The organism is Microtetraspora sp. NBRC 13810, assembly GCF_030268685.1.
Classification (GTDB): Bacteria; Actinomycetota; Actinomycetes; order Streptosporangiales; family Streptosporangiaceae; genus BSRQ01.
Map to the genome: position 1 here is coordinate 165,793 of NZ_BSRQ01000005.1, position 17,259 is coordinate 183,051.

The 17,259-nt window shown below is 72.1% G+C and carries 20 protein-coding genes; 8 read left to right on the forward strand and 12 right to left on the reverse strand.

All coding sequences use genetic code 11. The features are described from left to right. Positions 1-85 precede the first annotated feature (85 nt). Both QSK26_RS12535 and QSK26_RS12540 read right to left on the reverse strand, forming a co-directional pair. Positions 86-913: an ABC transporter permease gene (locus QSK26_RS12535; RefSeq protein ID WP_285775246.1), complete on the reverse strand. Its 828-nt coding sequence runs from the start codon at positions 911-913 to the stop codon at positions 86-88. Then, positions 910-1,827 (reverse strand): ABC transporter ATP-binding protein, encoded by a 918-nt coding sequence (locus QSK26_RS12540; protein ID WP_285775247.1) that lies wholly within the window; start codon positions 1,825-1,827, stop codon positions 910-912. Before QSK26_RS12540 ends, QSK26_RS12535 begins: the two co-directional genes overlap by 4 nt. A gap of 87 nt (positions 1,828-1,914) precedes the next feature. Here QSK26_RS12540 and QSK26_RS12545 point away from each other — a divergent pair, with 87 nt between their 5' ends. Together QSK26_RS12545 and QSK26_RS12550 are read left to right on the forward strand one after the other, a co-directional pair. Continuing rightward, positions 1,915-2,340, forward strand: a complete 426-nt coding sequence (locus tag QSK26_RS12545; RefSeq protein ID WP_285775248.1) for an RNA polymerase sigma factor — start codon at positions 1,915-1,917, stop codon at positions 2,338-2,340. Beyond that, the gene (locus QSK26_RS12550) at positions 2,333-2,989 is read left to right on the forward strand and encodes a DUF1707 SHOCT-like domain-containing protein (RefSeq protein ID WP_285775249.1); all 657 of its coding nucleotides are present in this window, start codon (positions 2,333-2,335) and stop codon (positions 2,987-2,989) included. The genes QSK26_RS12545 and QSK26_RS12550 overlap by 8 nt, the downstream gene beginning before the upstream one ends. Positions 2,990-2,999: 10 nt before the next feature. On the opposite strand, the gene glpX is transcribed toward QSK26_RS12550, so the two are convergent. After that, positions 3,000-4,034, reverse strand: coding sequence for a class II fructose-bisphosphatase (gene glpX / locus QSK26_RS12555; RefSeq protein WP_285775250.1), 1,035 nt, complete (start codon positions 4,032-4,034; stop codon positions 3,000-3,002). 152 nt (positions 4,035-4,186) lie between these two features. Here glpX and QSK26_RS12560 point away from each other — a divergent pair, with 152 nt between their 5' ends. Both QSK26_RS12560 and QSK26_RS12565 read left to right on the forward strand, forming a co-directional pair. Next, positions 4,187-4,792: a TetR/AcrR family transcriptional regulator gene (locus QSK26_RS12560; RefSeq protein ID WP_285775251.1), complete on the forward strand. Its 606-nt coding sequence runs from the start codon at positions 4,187-4,189 to the stop codon at positions 4,790-4,792. A 48-nt stretch (positions 4,793-4,840) separates the two neighbouring features. Beyond that, positions 4,841-5,389 (forward strand): DUF4245 domain-containing protein, encoded by a 549-nt coding sequence (locus tag QSK26_RS12565; protein ID WP_285775252.1) that lies wholly within the window; start codon positions 4,841-4,843, stop codon positions 5,387-5,389. Positions 5,390-5,470: 81 nt separating this feature from the next. Here QSK26_RS12565 and QSK26_RS12570 read toward each other — a convergent pair whose 3' ends face one another. The 3 genes from QSK26_RS12570 to QSK26_RS12580 are packed head-to-tail and all read right to left on the reverse strand — an operon-like array spanning position 5,471 to position 8,202. Continuing rightward, on the reverse strand, positions 5,471-5,704 hold the full coding sequence (locus QSK26_RS12570; protein WP_285775253.1) for an exodeoxyribonuclease VII small subunit: 234 nt from the start codon (positions 5,702-5,704) through the stop codon (positions 5,471-5,473). Positions 5,705-5,713: 9 nt separating this feature from the next. Then, a complete protein-coding gene (gene xseA / locus QSK26_RS12575) occupies positions 5,714-6,946 on the reverse strand; it encodes an exodeoxyribonuclease VII large subunit (RefSeq protein ID WP_285775254.1) in 1,233 nt (410 codons plus the stop codon). Positions 6,947-6,993: 47 nt separating this feature from the next. After that, positions 6,994-8,202: a hypothetical protein gene (locus tag QSK26_RS12580; protein ID WP_285775255.1), complete on the reverse strand. Its 1,209-nt coding sequence runs from the start codon at positions 8,200-8,202 to the stop codon at positions 6,994-6,996. Positions 8,203-8,303: 101 nt separating this feature from the next. Here QSK26_RS12580 and QSK26_RS12585 point away from each other — a divergent pair, with 101 nt between their 5' ends. Beyond that, the gene (locus tag QSK26_RS12585; protein ID WP_285775256.1) at positions 8,304-9,269 is read left to right on the forward strand and encodes a 4-hydroxy-3-methylbut-2-enyl diphosphate reductase; all 966 of its coding nucleotides are present in this window, start codon (positions 8,304-8,306) and stop codon (positions 9,267-9,269) included. Positions 9,270-9,293: 24 nt separating this feature from the next. Here QSK26_RS12585 and QSK26_RS12590 read toward each other — a convergent pair whose 3' ends face one another. From QSK26_RS12590 to QSK26_RS12605, 4 genes are all read right to left on the reverse strand, one after another. Further along, positions 9,294-10,217 carry a sugar kinase gene (locus QSK26_RS12590; RefSeq protein WP_285775257.1) on the reverse strand — a complete coding sequence of 308 codons (924 nt, stop codon included), beginning with the start codon at positions 10,215-10,217 and terminating at the stop codon, positions 9,294-9,296. Next, the gene (locus QSK26_RS12595; protein ID WP_285775258.1) at positions 10,214-10,831 is read right to left on the reverse strand and encodes a bifunctional 4-hydroxy-2-oxoglutarate aldolase/2-dehydro-3-deoxy-phosphogluconate aldolase; all 618 of its coding nucleotides are present in this window, start codon (positions 10,829-10,831) and stop codon (positions 10,214-10,216) included. Before QSK26_RS12595 ends, QSK26_RS12590 begins: the two co-directional genes overlap by 4 nt. Before the next feature lie 81 nt (positions 10,832-10,912). Further along, complete coding sequence (locus tag QSK26_RS12600; protein ID WP_285775259.1) at positions 10,913-11,530, reverse strand: DUF6542 domain-containing protein; 618 nt, start codon at positions 11,528-11,530, stop codon at positions 10,913-10,915. Between the two features lie 93 nt (positions 11,531-11,623). Then, on the reverse strand, positions 11,624-12,937 hold the full coding sequence (locus QSK26_RS12605; RefSeq protein WP_285775260.1) for a DNA recombination protein RmuC: 1,314 nt from the start codon (positions 12,935-12,937) through the stop codon (positions 11,624-11,626). Positions 12,938-13,064: 127 nt separating this feature from the next. Between QSK26_RS12605 and ychF the strand changes: the two genes are divergently transcribed. Then, the gene (ychF, locus tag QSK26_RS12610) at positions 13,065-14,153 is read left to right on the forward strand and encodes a redox-regulated ATPase YchF (RefSeq protein ID WP_285775261.1); all 1,089 of its coding nucleotides are present in this window, start codon (positions 13,065-13,067) and stop codon (positions 14,151-14,153) included. A gap of 14 nt (positions 14,154-14,167) precedes the next feature. Here the strand turns inward: ychF and QSK26_RS12615 are convergent, their stop codons facing one another. Beyond that, a complete protein-coding gene (locus QSK26_RS12615; RefSeq protein ID WP_285775262.1) occupies positions 14,168-14,608 on the reverse strand; it encodes a cytidine/deoxycytidylate deaminase family protein in 441 nt (146 codons plus the stop codon). A gap of 53 nt (positions 14,609-14,661) precedes the next feature. Next, a complete protein-coding gene (locus QSK26_RS12620; protein ID WP_285775263.1) occupies positions 14,662-15,336 on the reverse strand; it encodes a RibD family protein in 675 nt (224 codons plus the stop codon). A 535-nt stretch (positions 15,337-15,871) separates the two neighbouring features. On the opposite strand from QSK26_RS12620, the gene QSK26_RS12625 reads away from it, so the two are divergent. Together QSK26_RS12625 and QSK26_RS12630 are read left to right on the forward strand one after the other, a co-directional pair. Then, positions 15,872-16,888, forward strand: a complete 1,017-nt coding sequence (locus QSK26_RS12625) for a conjugal transfer protein (protein WP_285775264.1) — start codon at positions 15,872-15,874, stop codon at positions 16,886-16,888. Between the two features lie 83 nt (positions 16,889-16,971). Beyond that, the gene (locus QSK26_RS12630; RefSeq protein WP_285775265.1) at positions 16,972-17,238 is read left to right on the forward strand and encodes a hypothetical protein; all 267 of its coding nucleotides are present in this window, start codon (positions 16,972-16,974) and stop codon (positions 17,236-17,238) included. Positions 17,239-17,259: the final 21 nt, after the last annotated feature.

The window sequence follows — 17,259 nt, forward strand, 5'->3', positions numbered from 1 at the left end:
ACGGACCCGTCGCAGACATGAGAGGAATTCAGGTCACGTCAGGCTAGGGGTGGGTCGTTCCCCGGTCAATGGAGCCGGACGCGGGTCAGTCGATCAGGCGGGCGTGCATCTTCCAGACGGCGAGGAGCCACATCACGGCGGCGAAGAACAGCAGGACCCCCAGGTGGCCCAGGTCGTCGGCGCCAAGTTGGCCGAACACCGCCCCGCGGACCAGCTCGACGCAGTGGAAGAGCGGGTTGAACCAGGCCGCCGTGGTCGCCCACGAGGGAAGCTGGTCCACCGGGAAGAACGTGCCCGCGACCAGGAACAGCGGGGTGAGCACGCCCGAGATGACGTAGTCGAGGCTGTTGATCGACGGCACGATGGCGGAGACCCAGACGCCGAACAGCGCGAACCCCAGCCCGGTGACGAAGCCGATCAGCGGCACCAGCAGCATCCCCCAGCTCGGATCGAGGCCGAAGGCCATGCCGACGAGCAGCGGCGCGCAGCCGTAGAGCCCGGCCTTGGCCGCCAGCCACGACGTCTCGGCGGTGACCAGCTCCGGCACGTCCACCGGGGCGGCGAGCATCGCGTCGTAGGAGTGCTGGTAGGTGCGCCGGATGAAGGTGTTGAACATGCCGCCGAACGCGCTGATGAAGAGCACCGCCGTGGCGACCACGCCGGTGGACACGAACTCGTCGTAGTCGTGGCCGTAGAGCGCGCCGACGAGCGAGCCGAAGCCGTAACCGAAGGCGAGCAGGTAGAGGGTGGGCTCGACGAGCGAGGCGAACGACGTGGAGGGCCAGTAACGCCGGTAGAGCGCCAGCTCCCGCCGCCAGACGGCGCGCACCGGCGCCCACTCGAAGGCCCCCGGCGCCCCGGCGTCGGCGTGCCCGCCCGCGACCTCCGCGACACTCGTGCCGTGCGTGCTCATTCGACCGCCTCCCCGGTGAGAACCACGAACACGTCTTCCAGGTTGGCCGGGCGGCGGACGCTCGGCGTGTCCAGCCGGGCGCGCACCGGCTCGGTGAGTTGCTCGGCCTTGAGGATGGAGACCGTGGGCCCGGTGCGCCTGGTGGGGAAGCCCTCCCCGCGGGCGAGCGCCTCGATCTCCGCGAGCCGCTCCGCCGAGCCGCGGTGCTCGTGCACCTCGGCGCCCGCGTACTCCTTGATCAGCTCTTCGGGGCCGCCCCTGGCCACGACCCGGCCGCGCGACATCAGCGCGCACTCGTCGGCCAGCCGCTCGGCCTCCTCGATGTAGTGCGTGGACATGAGCGTGGTGACCCCCTCGTCGCGCAGCCGGGCGACCAGCGCCCACAGCTCCTGGCGCACCTGCGGGTCGAGCCCCACGGTCGGCTCGTCGAGCAGCACCAGCCGCGGCGAGTGGACCAGGCCGCGGGCGATCAGCAGCCGGCGGCGCATGCCGCCGGACAGCCGGTCGGCGCGGGTGTCGGCGCGGTCTTCGAGCTGGGCGAGGGCGAGTGCCCGCGCCACCGCCCCCCGCCGCGCATGCCGGGGCACCCGGTAGATGTGCGCGAACACCTCCAGGTTCTGACGCGCGGTCAGCTCCTCGTCGAGGTTGTCCATCTGGGGGACCACGCCCATCAGGGCGCGCGCCTGCTTGGAACGCTTCGGCAGGCTCAGGCCGAGCACGCTGATCTCACCCTCGTCGGCCACCGACTGGGCGGTGAGCAGGCGCATGGTCGTCGACTTCCCCGCGCCGTTGGGCCCGAGCAGGCCGAGGCAGACGCCCTCGGGGACATCGAGGTCGAGATGGTCCACGGCGGTGACGCCGCCGTAGCGTTTCACCGCCCCGGCGATCCTGATCGCCGTACCGAGGGTAGTCATGTGGACACTTTAAGTGTTCGGACCGACTGTTTCTCAACTGGGTCACCGAGGGAACCGAACCGGGCCGCGACAGCGATAGTCCGTAACGTGTACCGATTCTTCGCCAGAAGACGTGACTCGGCGCCGCCGGGGCCGGACAGCGACGACGCCGACCTCCTCGCGGCGGTCGCCGCCGGGCGGGTGGAGGCGCTGCGCGTCCTGCACCGCCGGCACGCGCCGTGGCTGCGCGCCCGGCTGGCCCGCCGCTGCGCCGATCCCGACGTGGTGGACGACGCCCTCCAGGACACGTTCGTCGCCGTCTGGCGGGGCGCGGCCGGGTACAGCCCCGCGCGCGGCGACGCGGCCGCCTGGATCTGGACGATCCCGGTCCGCAGGCTGGTCACGGTCCTGCGCGGGCGCGGCCACCGCTGGATCGGCGACGGCCATCCGTCGCTTTCGGGGCGATGTTGGCAGCGTTGTGCCGACAAGGCATGGGAAACGGGGTGGGCGGGCTTATTGTCGAAGGGTGGATGAGCGTCACGGGGCATGGCTGCCCCGTCTGTCGGAGGTGGGCGAGCGCCTCGCCGAGGAGTGGCATGCCGCGCGGCGGGCCAGGAGCGGTGGTGGGCCGGAGGGGCCGGCGCCGCACGAGTTGCGGGCCTCCGACGCGGACCGGGAGCGGGTGGCCCAGGTGCTCAACGACGCCGTGGCCGACGGGCGGCTGAGGATGGACGAGTTCGAGGAGCGCATCGACGCCGTCTACAGGGCGCGGACCCTCGGCGACCTGGCGGGGATCACCGGTGACCTGCTGCCGCCCGACCAGCAGCCGTTGCGGCTGGACCAGGGGCAGGTGGCCGCGATCTTCAAGAAGGAGCGGCGCGACGGCCGCTGGGTGGTGCCCGCGGAGCTTCCGGTGACCGCGATCGGCGGAACCACCCGGCTCGACCTGCGCGACGCCATCATGCAGACCCGCCGCGTGGTGATCAACGCCACGCTGGTGTTCGGCGGGCTGGAGATCGAGGTGCCGGAAGGGGTGGAGGTGATCAGGGTGACGAAGGACAGGACCGTGCGCCTGACCCGGCAGCCCGCCGAGCCCGACGCCCCGGTCATCGAGGTTCGCACCAGCAACTTCCTGGGCGAGGTCAAGGTGAAGGAGCCGCCCAGGCGTCGCCGTCGCAGGTGAGGGGCCGGTCTCAGCCGGCGGAGTCGAAGTTGATGGCGCTGTAGGCACGCAGCTTCGACAGCTGGTGCTCGCTCTCCACCTTCCTGATGGTGCCGGAACGGCCGCGCATCACCAGCGAGTGCGTGACGGCCGAACCGGCGCGGTAGCGCACGCCCTGCATCAGCTCGCCGTCGGTGATGCCGGACGCGGCGAAGAACACGTCGTCCGACTTGACCAGGTCGTCGGTGGTCAGCACGGCGCCGAGGTCGTGACCGGCGTCGAGGGCGCGGCGGCGCTCGTCGTCGTCACGCGGCCACAGCTTGCCCTGGATGACCCCGCCCAGGCACTTGAGCGCGCACGCGGCGATGATGCCCTCAGGGGTGCCGCCGATGCCGAGCATGAGGTCGATGCCGGTGCCCGCGCGGGCGGCCATGATCGCCCCCGCCACGTCGCCGTCGGTGATGAACTTGATCCGCGCCCCGGTCTCCCTGATCTCCTTGACGATCCGCTCGTGCCGGGGACGGTCGAGGACGACCACGGCCACGTCGGCGGGGGAGATGCCCTTCGCCCTGGCCACCGCAATGATGTTGTCCCGCACCGGGGCGTCGATGTCCACCACCGAGGCCGCCTCCGGGCCGGTCACCAGCTTCTCCATGTAGAACACGGCGGACGGGTCGTACATCGAGCCGCGCTCGCTCACCGCGATGACCGAGATCGCGTTGGTCATGCCAAGGGCGGTCAGCCGGGTGCCGTCGATCGGGTCCACGGCCACGTCGCAGTCGGCGCCGCTGCCGTCGCCTATCTCCTCACCGTTGAACAACATGGGGGCGTTGTCCTTCTCGCCCTCACCGATCACCACCACGCCCTTCATCGAAACGGTGTTGATCAACTGGCGCATCGCGTTCACGGCGGCGCCGTCCGCGCCGTTCTTGTCACCGCGGCCGACCCAGCGCGCGGCGGCCATCGCCGCGGCCTCGGTGACCCGTACCAACTCAAGCGCCAGGTTGCGGTCCGGCGCGTGCTCGCCCGTGGCGAGCTCGGCCGGCATGGAGGTCTGCTCGGTCATGGTGGTGATCCCTTCATGAGATCGATCTGCTGGGACCGCGTACGCGCGGTCTCCCGGTCCTCTCCTACCTGGAGCACCGCGTTCCAATCCCACGACTCCATCGATCGTAGTTGCCCCCTGTGCGACGATCGGCGGAGGATAATGTCCCCACCATGAGTAGCGACCCCGAACGGCCGGTGACAGGCGTGACTGTACGCACCTCGGAGCGCGGCGCCGCCACGCGCAGCGCGCTGCTGGAAGCCGCCAGGGAGACGTTCGTCACACGGGGGTTCGCCGACGCGGGGGTCACCGACGTGGTCTCGCGGGCGCGGGCCAGCGTCGGGAGTCTCTACCATCACTTTTCCGGCAAAGCGGACCTTTACCTCACGCTGTTCGACGAGTTCCAGATCAGGCAGACACAGCGCACCAAGCACGCGGTGCAGGCGGCACGGGCGGAGGGCGAGGGCGACCCCATGGGGCTGTTCCTCGCCGGGGCGCGCGCCTACCTGGAGGGATGCATGGCCGAGCGGGAGCTCGCCGCCCTCTTCCTGCGCGGCGACGGCCCGCCCGGCTTCGAAGTGATCATGCGTGACCGGCTGCGCCAGTGGGCCAAGCGCAACGCCGCCCTCTTCGAAGGCGACGAGGGCGCCCTCGTCGTCGTGATCACCGGCGCGCTGGCCGCCGCCGTCTCCGAGATCACCCTGTCGGAGGACGAGGCCGCCGCCCGCAAACTCGCCGAGGACGTCCTCGCCATCATCGGCCAGATCCGCCGTCCCTGACCTCCCGGGATGCGGGACCGGCCGGTGGAGCCGATAGTCTCGCCAGTCGTGGATCGGTTCACCCAAGGGCTGCTCGGCTACGCGGTCGCGCTGGTGCTCTGTCTCGGCGTCGTCGGGCTCTTCCTGTTGATCACCCCGGTCGGGGACAGCGAGCACATCCCGTCGATCGACTACTCGATCGACGCGGCCAACTTCCGGCACGCCGCGCCGTACGAGGTGTGGACGCCCTCGGCCACGCCCGCGAAGTGGGTGCCCACCAGTTCCCGGGTGGTCAGGGAGAAGGGCGCGGTGAGCTGGCGGCTCGGGTTCGCCACCGCCGCGCGCTCGCACGCGATGCTCGCGCAGAGCGACGAGAAGCCCACCGGCGAGTTCGCCAACCGGATGGCCAACAGCGACAAGTCCGTCGGCACCCAGACCATCGGCGGCGCCACGTGGGAGCGCCGCGTCCGCGAGGACAAGGACCAGCGCTCCCTCGTCCTCATCACCCCCGACGCCACCGCCGTCGTCACCGGCCAGGCCGACTGGACCGAACTCACCACCCTGGCCGCCACCCTCCACCGCCAGCCCATCCCCACCCCCACCCCCACGCCCTCCTGACCGGCGAAAAAGGGGAGTCACCGGCCGCCGCGCGCCGAAGATCATCGAAAAAGGGGAGACACCGGCCGCCGCGTGCGAAGGTCAGAAGGGCGTCGCGTCGTCGTCGCGGGTGGGGTCGGTGCGGCGGGCCACGGCGGCGGCCAGTTTGACCCTGGCTCCCTGGAGCCACTCCTCGCACACCGCCGCCAGCTTCTCGCCGCGCTCCCACAGCTCGATCGACTGCTCCAGGGTGAGCCCGCCGGTCTCCAGGCGGCGCACCACCTCGGTCAGCTCCTCGCGGGCCTGCTCGTATGAGGGCGCCTTCTCGTCTGCCACGCCCTCACCCTAGCCCGGCTCCCCGGCGGCCTGGGGGACCGTGCCCGGGTGGACGACGGTGATCCGGTCGTCGGGGAAGCGGATGGTGAGCTCGTCGCCGGGGGAGACGTCGTGCGCGCGGCGGACCACGTCTCCCTCGGGGCGCTGCACGATCGCGTAGCCGCGTTCCAGGGTGGCGGCGGGGGAGAGGGCGACCAGCCGGGCGCGCAGGTGCTCCAGGGAGTCCTCGGCGCGGTCGAGGGAGCCGCCCAGGCAGCGGCGGGCGCGGTCCCTGAGCTGGTCCACCTGCTCGGCCCGGCGCTCGATCTCGCGGACCGGGTCGGCCAGCGACGGCCGGGTGCGCACCGACGCCAGCCAGGCCAGCTCGCGGTCGAGCCAGCCGCCGACCGTACGCCGGCCGCGGTCACGGAGCTGGCGGACCAGGGTGAGCTGCTCGCCGACGTCGGGCACGACCTTCTTCGCGGCATCCGTCGGCGTGGAGGCCCGCACGTCCGCGACCAGGTCGAGCAGCGGGCTGTCCTGCTCGTGCCCGATCGCGCTCACCACCGGCGTACGGCAGGCGGCCACCGCCCGGACCAGCGTCTCGTCGGAGAAGGGCAGCAGGTCCTCCAGCGAACCCCCGCCGCGCGCCACGACGATCACCTCGACCTCGCGGTCGGCGTCGAGCTTGCGCAGCGCCTCGGTGACCTCGGTGACCGCGTACGGCCCCTGCACGGCCACCTCCTCGACCTTGAACCGCACGGCCGGCCAGCGGCGCCGCGAGTTCTCCAGCACGTCGCGCTCGGCGGCCGAGTCACGGCCGCAGATGAGCCCGACCGTGCCGGGCAGGAACGGCAGACGGCGTTTGCGGTCGGTCGCGAAGAGTCCCTCGGAGGCGAGCACCTGGCGCAGCCGCTCCAGCCTGGCCAGCAGCTCGCCCACGCCCACCGGCCGGATCTCCAGGGCGGTGAAAGCGAACGAGCCCCTGTTGACCCAGAAATCCGGCTTGACGTGCACGACGACCCGCGCGCCGTCGGCCGGGCGCGGCACGGCCACCTCGTAGACGCCTCGTGGGCAGGTGACCCGCGCCGACACGTTGGCCACCGGGTCGCGCAACGTCATGAACACCGTGCCACCACGGGCGGACAGGTCCGTGATCTGGCCTTCCACCCAGATGGTGCCGAGCTTGCCGATCCAGCCGGCCACCATCTGCAGCACGGTCCGGACCGGCAGCGGCTGCTCGGGCGAGGTTTTCTGCGCCATGCCGGGCAGCCTACGGGTACGGAGGGGTCATCGCCCCTCGCCGTGGGTCAGTTGGCCTCGGCGAGCTTGGCGAGACGGTTCTCGTACATCTTGATGATGTTCGCCCGGTCCAGCGTGGCCTTCTCGTACGCGAGCAGGTCGTTGACCTCGTCCGCGGTCTTGCCCCTCAGACGGGCGCGCAGCGAGGCCAGCGTGAGATCCGCGTACCCGGGCATCGGCTCGGCCGGCGCGACCGAGGCGGTCTCGGCGGTTTCGGCAGGGCTCGCCGTGGTCTCGGTGGGGCTCGCGGCGGTCTCGGTGGGGGCCGGGGCCGGGGTCGGCTCGGCGGCCGGGGTCTTCGGCTTGGCCTTGGCCCTCGGCTTGGCCGCCGCCTTGGCCGCCGCCTTGGCCTTCGGCGCACTCTCGGCCTTCGGGGCGGAGGTCTCGGCCTTGGGGGCGGGGGTTTCGGTCACCACCGTCTCGGCGGGCTCGGCGGCCGGCGCCGGGGCCTCGGCGACCTCGGTCACGGGCGCCTCGACGACCGCTTCCGGCTTGGCGGGCTCGGCCACGGACTCCTCGGCCACGGGCTTGGCGGCCTCGACGGGCTCGGGCTTGGCGGGCTCGATGGACTCGGTCTTCGGCCGGTCGGCGGGCTTCTCCGCCTCGGCGACCGTTTCGACCACGGGCTCGGCCTTCGTTTCGACCGTGGGCTCGGTGGTGTCCTCCGCCTTGGCCGGCTCCGTGGCAGGAGCCTTGACCTCGGCGGCCTTGACCTCCGCCACCGGGGCCTCGGTGGCCTCCGCCGCCGGCTTGGCGGTGGCGGGCTGCTCGGTCGCCGTCTCCTTGGCCTGCTCCTCGGCCTTGGCGGGGGCTTCCGGCTTGGCGGGCTGTTCCGGCTTGGCCGGGGTGAAGATGACCGGGTCGGGGTGGGAGGAGGTGCCGTTGGGCTTGGTCTCCTCGGTGGTCTGGGGGCGCGGGGCGAAGATGACCGGCTCGCGGCGGGCGGGCTTCGCCTCCTCGGCGACGGGCTCCTGGGCCGCCTCCGGGGCAGCGGGGGACTTCGCGGCGCCCTCGGCCGCCTCCTCGCCGCCCTTGCCGACCAGGCGCTTGAGCGTCCCCCGGACACGGTCGCCCAGCAGCAGAGCCTGGCCGACCCCGCTCAGTGTGCTCTGCAGCGCGTACGTCGGCAGATCCTTCGCTTTTTCCTTCGCATCGCGGCCGCCGAACGTATCGCGAACGGACTTGGCGACGTTGCGAACGACGTCGGTGAGAGACATGCCGACTCCTTGGGAGGTGTGATATTAGACGCCTAGTCGCAAAGACTGGCAGAAAGAGCAGGGTGACGGAGCCCGTCTGCGGCTCCACGTAGCATAGAAACATGACGACACAGACCCCCGCGACCCGACGTGTACTCGTGGCCAAGCCGCGTGGTTACTGCGCCGGGGTGGATCGCGCGGTGCAGGCCGTGGAGAAGGCGCTCGACCGGTACGGCGCGCCGATCTACGTGCGGAAGCAGATCGTGCACAACACGCATGTCGTCAAAACACTTGAGGAGCGGGGCGCGGTCTTCGTGGAGGAGACCGAGGAGGTGCCCGAGGGCGCGATCGTGGTGTTCTCCGCGCACGGCGTCTCCCCCGCGGTGCACGAGGAGGCGGCCGGCCGCAAGCTGCGCACGATCGACGCCACCTGCCCGCTGGTCACCAAGGTGCACAATGAGGCCAAGCGCTTCGCGGCCAAGGACTACGACATCCTGCTGATCGGCCACGAGGGCCACGAGGAGGTCGAGGGCACCGCGGGTGAGGCGCCCGACCACATCCAGCTCGTCGACGGGCTCGACTCGGTGGCCGGCGTCCAGGTGCGCGACCCGAAGCGGATCGTCTGGCTGTCCCAGACCACGTTGTCCGTCGACGAGACGACCGAGACCGTGGCCAGGCTGCGCGAGCGGTTCCCCAACCTCATCGACCCGCCGAGCGACGACATCTGCTACGCCACGCAGAATCGCCAGGTCGCGGTGAAGGAGATCGCCCAGGACTCCGAGCTGGTCATCGTGGTCGGCTCGGGCAACTCCTCCAACTCCAAGCGCCTGGTCGAGGTCGCCCTCGACGCGGGGGCCGACGCGTCCTACCTGGTGGACAACGCCTCGTTCATCCGCGAGGAGTGGCTCGACGGGGTGACGACGGTGGGCGTCACGAGCGGCGCCTCGGTGCCGGAGGAGCTGGTGGACGAGGTGCTGGCGCATCTGGCGGCGCACGGTTTCGGCGAGGTCCACGAGGTGGAGTCCGTCGAGGAGAACGTCCGCTTCGCCCTCCCGCACGAGCTGCGCCGCGACCTGCGCGCCGGCTGACACCGCCGAGCACCCGCCGGGCGGTCAGCGCACGGTGGAGCCGTCGCCGAGGTCCAGCAGCGCGAGTTCGGCCCGGGTGGGCAGCCCGTGCCAGTCGCCGTGCGCGGCCACCGCGAAGGCGCCCACCGTGACGGCCCGGCCGAGCCGCCCGGCCGCAGGCAGGCCGTCCAGCACGCCCGACAGGTAACCGGCCACGAAGGCGTCGCCCGCGCCGACCGTGCTCACCGCCTGGACCCGGCGCGCGGGCAGCCGTACGGTCTCGCCGCCCGCGACGGCCTCCGCCCCGTCCGCCCCGTGCTTCACGACCAGCTCGCCGACCCCGGCCGCCGCCACCGCCTCCCGCCCGCCCACCAGGGCCAGCTCGTCGCCGGAGGCGAACAGCAGGTCGGTGTACGGCAGCAGCCCGGCGAGCACGGGCGCGGCCGTCTCCGCGTCCCACAGCCGGGCCCGGTGGTTCACGTCCAGGCTGACCCGGACGCCCGCGTCCCGCGCCAGCCGTACGGCGTGTTCGACGGCGGCGCGCGGGGCGGGGCCGAGGGCCGGGGTGATGCCGGTGACGTGCAGCAGCCGGGGCGGGTCGGCGAGCGCGGCGGAGGCGTCGGCGGCGGACAGGGTGGCGCCCGCCGAGCCGTCGCGGTAGTAGTGGACGCGGGTGATGCCGGCGATCCGGTTCTCCTGGACGATCAGGCCGGTCGGGCGGCCGGGATCGACGCGCACGGCGGTGTCCACCCCTTCGGCGCGCAGCGTGCGCGTCACCAGCAGCCCGAACTCGTCGTCGCCGACCACCCCGGCATACCGCGCCGCGTGCCCCAGCCGGGCCAGGCCGATCGCGACGTTGGCCTCGGCCCCCGCGACGCTCAGGGAGAGCGCGCCGCCCATCCGCAGCGGCCCCTGGCCGTGCAGGGAGGCCATCGTCTCACCCAGCGTGGTCACCTCCGGGCGGCTCATCGCACCGCCGCCAGGAACCGCGCGGCCCGCTCGCGCAGGGCGCCGAGGTCCCCGCCGCGTACGGCGTCGCCGACCAGCGGGGAGCCGACGCCGACGGCGACCGCGCCCGCGTCGAGATAGTCGCCCGCCAGCTCGGCGCTCACCCCGCCGACCGGCACCAGCGGGATCCCGGGGAACGGGTCGCGCAGCGCCCTGACGTGGCCGGGACCGCCGAGCGCGGCGGGGAAGACCTTCACCGCCGCCGCTCCCGCCCGTGCCGCGTGCCACACCTCGGTCGGGGTGAACGCGCCGATCAGCGAGGGCAGGCCCAGCTCCACCGACCGCAGCGCGCCGGGCCCGAGGGCGGGCGTCACGGTGAACGCCGCCCCGGCCGCCGCCGCGGTGTCCGCCTGCTCCGCCGTCATCACCGTGCCCGCGCCGAGCATGACGCCCGCGCCCGTCGCCGCGCCGGCGCGTTCGATCACCGCGGGCGCGTCCACGCCGGTCAGCGACACCTCAAGAAGGGTCACCCCGGCCTCGGCGAGGGTGAGCACGGTGGCGGCGCACGCCGCCGGATCGGCGCCGCGGACGATCGCGACGAGCCGTTCGCGGCGCAGGATGTCGAGGAAGTCCACGATCACACTCTGCCAGGGAGCCGCCGGGCGGGCCGGAGGCGCTCGTCACGCCCTCCTCCGCCGTCGCGGCCGGGAAACGCGTTACTCGGCCGGGTCGCGGTGCTTGCCGTACACGCGGGGCTCGAAGTAGCCCTCCGGCTCCGGGGCGAACGCCTCCTCGTCGCTCACCCGGGGACGCGGCACGTCGGGTCCGCCGCGCGCGCTCCGCAGGTCCTCGCGCAGCGCCCGGACGTTGGACCGCAGGCCGCGGCGCAACGCGACGCCCAGCACCAGGGCGGTGCCGGCGAAGAGCCACGGCGCGCCGCCGGACATGGCGGTGAACAGCCCGAGCCCGAGCGCCTGGAGCATGGACTCCGCGCCCACCGCGCGGACCGCCTCGACGGCCAGCGTGGCCACGAAGAAGACCAGCGGCGGCGTGACCACCAGCGACAGCAGGTCGCGCGGGTTGACCAGGCACACCGCGAGCAGGCAGCCGGCCACGAAGGTCAGGCCGGCCACGTAGGACGCCCCGACGAGGCCCGAGAGCAGGTGGCCCACCAGCGAGGACGCCAGCACTACCGCGATCGCCCCGCGCGCGGTGACCTTGACCCGGATGCCCTGGTCCGGCTTCCTGCCCCGCCCGCCGGTCCCCCGCTGCCCGTCGCGGACGGCCGGCGGCTCGGGCGTGGCGCGGTCACCTCGCTCCCGCCGAGTGCTCATGGTCGCCCCCTCCAGCCTGCCGTCATCCCGTCCATCCCCGTGTCCGCCCCCGCCCGCCCTGAACCGCCTCCGGTGGCGGGCCGGGAACGGGCATCATGACAGGTCGTTCGCCAACTTACCGTTTAGGCTCGCCACCGGGGACGAGCTTGGGTTCTCCATGTCGACCAGCTCAGGGGTGGTGAGCGTACGCGGCAGATCGTCCACCATCTGCGGCTGCTCCAGCTCTCCGTCCACCAGGCCGAGGTCGTTCAGCTTGCGGGCGCTCACCATGACCCGGCTCTCCAGGGAGCCGACCGTCTTGTTGTAGGCGTCCACGGCCCGGGTCAGCGCCCGGCCCAGTGTCTCGACGTTGCGCCCCATGCTGCCCAGCCGCTCGTACAGCTCCTTGCCCAGCTCGAAGACGGCCCGCGCGTTCTCCGTCAGGGCGGCCTGCTGCCAGGCGTAGTGCGCGGTGCGCAGCATCGTGATCAGCGTCGTCGGCGTCGCGATGTGCACCCGCTTGGCCATCGCGTACTCCAGCAGGCTCGGGTCGCGCTCCAGCGCCGGGGCGAGGAACGCCTCCCCCGGGATGAACAGCACCATGAACTCCGGCGCGGGACTGAACGCCTGCCAATAAGCCTTCGAGGCCAGCCGGTCCACATGCTCGCGCAGGTGCCGGGCGTGCGCGTCCAGCCGTACGGTCTGGGTGGACGGGTCCACCGCCTCGGCCGCCTCCAGATAGGCGGCCAGGGAGACCTTGGAGTCCACGATGATGTTCTTGCCGCCCGCGAGCTTGACCACCATGTCCGGGCGGAGCACGCCGTCGGGCGTGGTGACCTGGGCCTGCTCGTCGAAGTCGCAGAACCTCGCCATCCCGGCGATCTCGGCGACCCTGCGCAGTTGCAGCTCGCCCCAGCGGCCCCGCGCCTCCGGGCGTTGCAGCGCCCGCACCAGCGCGCTGGTCTGGGCACGGAGCTGGTCGTTGCTCTGCCGGACGAACTCGATCTGCTGGGTGAGCTCGGCCTGGGCGGCGCGCTGGCCGAGCTGGGTGTCGCGGAGCTGCGCCTCGACCTTGTCCAGGCTCTCCTTGAGCGGGCCGATCATCAGCTCGACCGCCTGCTTGCGCTGCTCCATGTCGCCCGCCGCCTCGGCCCGCGTGATGGCGAGCCTGGTCTCGGCGAGTTCGAGGAAACGCAGGTTGTTGACGTCGAGGGCGCGGGCCGACAGCGCCTGGAACCGGTCGGCGAGCTGCTCCTCCACGTAGGCGACCTTCTCCTCGGCCGCTCTGGCGCGCGCCTCCGCCGCCGCCACCCGGGCGCCCGCCTCGGCGACCGAGGCCGCCGCGCGGGCCCGGCCGAGGAGGAACCCGATGGCCAGTCCGGCGGCGAGGCCGATGAGGAGTTGCAGGGCCAGTGCGGTGACGTCCACACCGGCATGATTCCAGCCCGCCGTGAGCCCCGGCCCTCGCGACACGCCCCGCGCGGCAGGGGATCGGGCCCCCGGGAGGGGGTCACGAGGAGCGATCACCCGGCCGGGCACCGTAAACTCGGCGAACGTGAGCCTGAGCATCGGCATCGTCGGCCTGCCCAACGTCGGCAAGTCCACGCTTTTCAACGCGCTGACCAAGAGCGGCAACGCCCTGGCGGCCAACTACCCGTTCGCCACCATCGAGCCCAACGTGGGCATCGTCGGCGTGCCCGACGCCCGGCTCGCCAAGCTGGCCGAGATCTACACGTCCGTGAAGATCATCCCGGCGAAGGTCGAGTTCGTGGACATCGCGGGCCTGGTGCGCGGCGCCTCCGAAGGGCAGGGCCGGGGTAACCAGTTCCTCGCCAACATCCGCGAGACCGACGCGATCTGCCAGGTCATCCGGGTCTTCAGCGACCCCGACGTCACGCACGTGGACGGCGACGTCGCCCCCGAGCGCGACATCGAGACCATCAACACCGAGCTGATCCTCGCCGACCTGCAGACCCTGGAGAAGGCGCTGCCGCGCCTGGCCAAGGAGTCGAAGTTCAACAAGGACCGCAAGGCGGCGCTCGACGCGGCGGAGGCGGCGGTCAAGGTGCTCGACTCGGGCACCACGCTCTACGCCGGGGCCAAGGCCGCCGGCATCGACCCGGCCGACCTGCGCGAGCTGCACCTGCTCACCGCCAAGCCGTTCCTCTACGTGTTCAACCTCGACGCCGACGAGCTGACCGACACCGGGCTGCGCGAGCGGCTGTCCGCGCTGGTCGCCCCGGCGGAGGCGGTCTTCCTCGACGCCAAGATCGAGTCTGAGCTGGTCGAGCTGCCCGACGACGAGGCGCTGGAGCTGCTCCAGTCGGTGGGCCAGGAGGAGTCCGGCCTGTCGCAGCTCGCCAGGGTCGGCTTCGAGACCCTCGGCCTGCAGACCTACCTCACCGCCGGTCCCAAGGAGACCAGGGCGTGGACGATCCGCAGGGGCGCCACCGCGCCGGAGGCGGCCGGGGTCATCCACACCGACTTCCAGCGCGGCTTCATCAAGGCCGAGGTCATCTCCTTCGACGACCTCGTCGAAGCGGGCTCGATGACGGTCGCCCGGTCAGCCGGCAAGGCCCGCATCGAAGGCAAGGACTACGTGATGCGCGACGGCGACGTGGTGGAGTTCCGCTTCAACGTGTAGTTCCGCTTCTCTCGTCAGAGCAGGTGGGCGTTGGGGGCCTTCGCGGCGGGGGCCAGGGCGGGGAGCTCGACGACCTGGACGCCGGCCGCGGTGAGGAGTTCGGTGCCCTGGCTGCCGGTGACGAAGAGGTCGGGCTCGCGCCAGGCGATCACCACGCGGCGGACGCCGGCGGCGAGGATGAGCTGGGTGCAGGTGCGCGGGCGGGAACGGCGCCGGGAGCAGGGCTCCAGGGAGCTGTACACGGTGGCGCCGGGCAGGCGCGGGTCGTCGCCGGCGAGTTTCGCCAGGGCGGACTCCTCCGCGTGCACGTGCGGGTCGGTCTCCCTGCTGTAGCCGCGGCTGATCTCCTCGCCCCCGGCGTCCACGATGATCGCGCCGACGGAGAAGGCCGTCTCGGCGGGCGGGCACAGGGCGGCCAGGTCGATGGCGGCTCGCAGCCACTCCTCGTCGGTCACCGGCCGGCCTCCTCAGTCGTGTGATGGATCAGGTGTCTTCGGGCGCGTAGGGGTCAGGTGTCTTTGAGGGCGTAGCGGATCAGGACGACGTCGCCCGCCATACGGGTGTCCAGGAGGCGCAGACGGCGGTTCGTCCCGCCGGGGTACTCGGCGGGGTGCAGGAAACGCGGGGCGCCGGGCTGGCCCACCAGCAGGGGGGCAACGGCCACGTGCAGCTCGTCGGCGAGCCCCTGGGCGAGGAAGGCGGTGTGGATCCGGCCGCCGCCCTCCACCAGCAGCCGGGTCACCCCGCGCGCGCCGAGGTCGTCGAGCACGGCCCCGAAGGCGACCGCGTCCCCCATGGCGACCACCTCGGCCGCGTCCCCGTTCAGCGTCTCGCGCAGCCGGGCCGCGCCCGTGTCCGTGGTGTAGACGATCTTCGGGCCGCCGCCCTGCCAGAGGCGGAGTGTGCGGGAGAGGTCGCCGGTCGCCGTGATGGTGATCTTGAGCGGGTGTTCCGGGCGGCCCGCGGCGAGCCGGGCGGCCCGCCGGGCGGGGTCGCGGACCAGCAGCCGGGGGTCGTCGCGGCGCACCGCCTCGGCGCCGACCAGGATCGCGTCCGACTCGGCACGTACCTGGTCGACCCGGTCGAAGTCCTCCGGCCCGGAGAGCAGCAGCCGTTCGGGAGAGGTGTCGTCGATGTAACCGTCGATCGACGTCGCGACGCTCAACAGGACATAGGGGCGCATCAGTCAGGCACGGTACGCCATCCCCGCGCGACCCGGACGCGCGACCCGCCGGTACGCCGCCGGGGTGCGGGGCGGTTTGGAGCGGGTGAGGGGCCTGGCAGGCGACTCGCCGGTGTGTCGCGCGGGTGGGCGGTGTGGGGTGGGTGCCGTCAGGGGGTGTTACGGGCCGGGCGGGACGGTGGTTGTGGCACGGTCCCTGGAGCGCTCCGGGGGGTCGGACGTCGTCCGGGCGGTGGGTGAAGACGCAGGTCGCGACACTCCGGGAGCCGTTTGGACAGCAAGACCTGGCCATTAGGTAATGGACAGGAGCTCTGGCCTGGTATGACCTGCTTTCGGTGGCACCTCGGAGCAGACGGGGACGGCCACCCGAGATGGAGACCAAGTTTGCTCGGTTAGGGTGATGCCTGCAGCATGGGCGTGGCTTTCCTGGAACAATTGGCGGGGCCGCTAGGGTGAATGCTTCACCACCGATAACAGGATCGATAGTAAGACGACACCGCGCCATGCCGGCGGGATCGGCGCGAGCGGAGGCGTGATGGCTCGAAGGTCGATCGTCCAGCAGGATCCTCTGACCGCTGACGACGCGGAGCTGTCGGCATACCCGGAGGAGCCCGAGGAGCGCGCCAAGGGGCGCGGCCGCGGCGCGCCGCGCCGGGGGCGGTGGTCCGGCGGCGGCGGGCGGTGGCTCGTCTGGACCGGCCGGGTGATCCTGTGGGCGCTCATCGTGGTCATCGTCGTCAACGGCGTACGCGCGCCGTTCGAGCGATTCACCCAGGGCCCGGCGGTCACCGGTCCGCAGACCTCGTCGGCCGAATCCGAATTTCCCTCGGACCGCGCCTCGGCATTCGCCAACCAATTCGCCGCGGTTTATTTGAATTTCAATGCCGCGACACCCGATGAAAGGGCGGGAAGGCTCGCCCCCTATCTTCCGGACGGCGCCGACCCGCAATTCGGCTGGGACGGCATCGGCCGTTTGGCCGCGGGCGCGATTCAGCCTTATGGCGTCGAGGTGCTCGGCGCCGCCGACGGAGTGGTCACGCTCACCTTCCAGTCCGGCAACCGGCGGCTGCTGCTCTCCGTGCCGGTGCACTACGCGAACGGGAACTTCGTGGTCTCCGCGCAGCCCGCGGTGCTGCCCGCGCCGGCGCCCGCGCCGCTGCCCCAGCCTCCCGAGCCGGACCGCGACGAGGCCACCGCCAACGAGCTGCGTCCCCAGCTCGCCGGCTTCTTCACCGCCTACGCCTCGGGCGACACCGTCCAGCTCCAGCGCTATGTCGCCGTCGGCGAGACGCTGGACAGCTTCGCGGGCGCGTTCACCTACAGGGACCTCAAGGACGTCGTGGTGCCACCCGGTGGCACCACGAGAGAGATCACCGCGATCGTCGTGTGGGGAGTACCCGCGGGCGCCACGCCCGTGGCCCAGCCCACGGAGGCGGCCGACCCGGCCGCCATGGCCGGCACCCTGGAGCAGGCCTACCGCCTCACCGTCGAGAAGCAGGGCGACAAGTGGTTCGTCAAGGACATCCGTGGCGCCGGCCGGTCCCTGGGTTGAGAGATGACAGAGCCAGGCCCAATCGTGGCTGATCGGTACCCCCGGGAGGACGAGAATTGACTTTCAAGACCATATTGCTGAGCGTGCTGGACCTCGCGGCTCCCGCGTCTCCGACCGCTCCGGCCACCGGTGTGAACACGGAAGGGCTCGCCGACTTCCTCCGCAGCTTCTTCGCGCCGCTGTTTCTCGTGATCGTCTCGGTGGTGGCCCTTTTCTTCCTCTTCACCCGTGAGATCACGAGGTTCGTACAGTTCATCATTCTCGCCGTGGCGATCGGTGTGATCTTCTACGTGCCCAACATCATCGAGGTGACGGCGAGGGCGATCGCGGGAGCGCTAGGCATCGAATGAGGGTTGGAACCGGCTCGGCGC

Bases quoted from the DNA above. Each gene is read 5' to 3' on its own strand.
- xseA (WP_285775254.1), bottom strand. From the start codon at position 6,946: ATGGCGCAGAAAACCTCGCCCGAGCAGCCGCTGCCGGTCCGGACCGTG.
- QSK26_RS12590 (WP_285775257.1), bottom strand. From the start codon at position 10,217: ATGAGCCGCCCGGAGGTGACCACGCTGGGTGAGACGATGGCCTCCCTG.
- QSK26_RS12625 (WP_285775264.1), top strand. From the start codon at position 15,872: ATGGCTCGAAGGTCGATCGTCCAGCAGGATCCTCTGACCGCTGACGAC.
- QSK26_RS12580 (WP_285775255.1), bottom strand. From the start codon at position 8,202: ATGTCTCTCACCGACGTCGTTCGCAACGTCGCCAAGTCCGTTCGCGAT.
- QSK26_RS12600 (WP_285775259.1), bottom strand. From the start codon at position 11,530: ATGAGCACTCGGCGGGAGCGAGGTGACCGCGCCACGCCCGAGCCGCCG.
- QSK26_RS12620 (WP_285775263.1), bottom strand. From the start codon at position 15,336: ATGCGCCCCTATGTCCTGTTGAGCGTCGCGACGTCGATCGACGGTTAC.
- QSK26_RS12535 (WP_285775246.1), bottom strand. From the start codon at position 913: ATGAGCACGCACGGCACGAGTGTCGCGGAGGTCGCGGGCGGGCACGCC.
- QSK26_RS12560 (WP_285775251.1), top strand. From the start codon at position 4,187: ATGAGTAGCGACCCCGAACGGCCGGTGACAGGCGTGACTGTACGCACC.
- QSK26_RS12585 (WP_285775256.1), top strand. From the start codon at position 8,304: ATGACGACACAGACCCCCGCGACCCGACGTGTACTCGTGGCCAAGCCG.
- glpX (WP_285775250.1), bottom strand. From the start codon at position 4,034: ATGACCGAGCAGACCTCCATGCCGGCCGAGCTCGCCACGGGCGAGCAC.
- QSK26_RS12540 (WP_285775247.1), bottom strand. From the start codon at position 1,827: ATGACTACCCTCGGTACGGCGATCAGGATCGCCGGGGCGGTGAAACGC.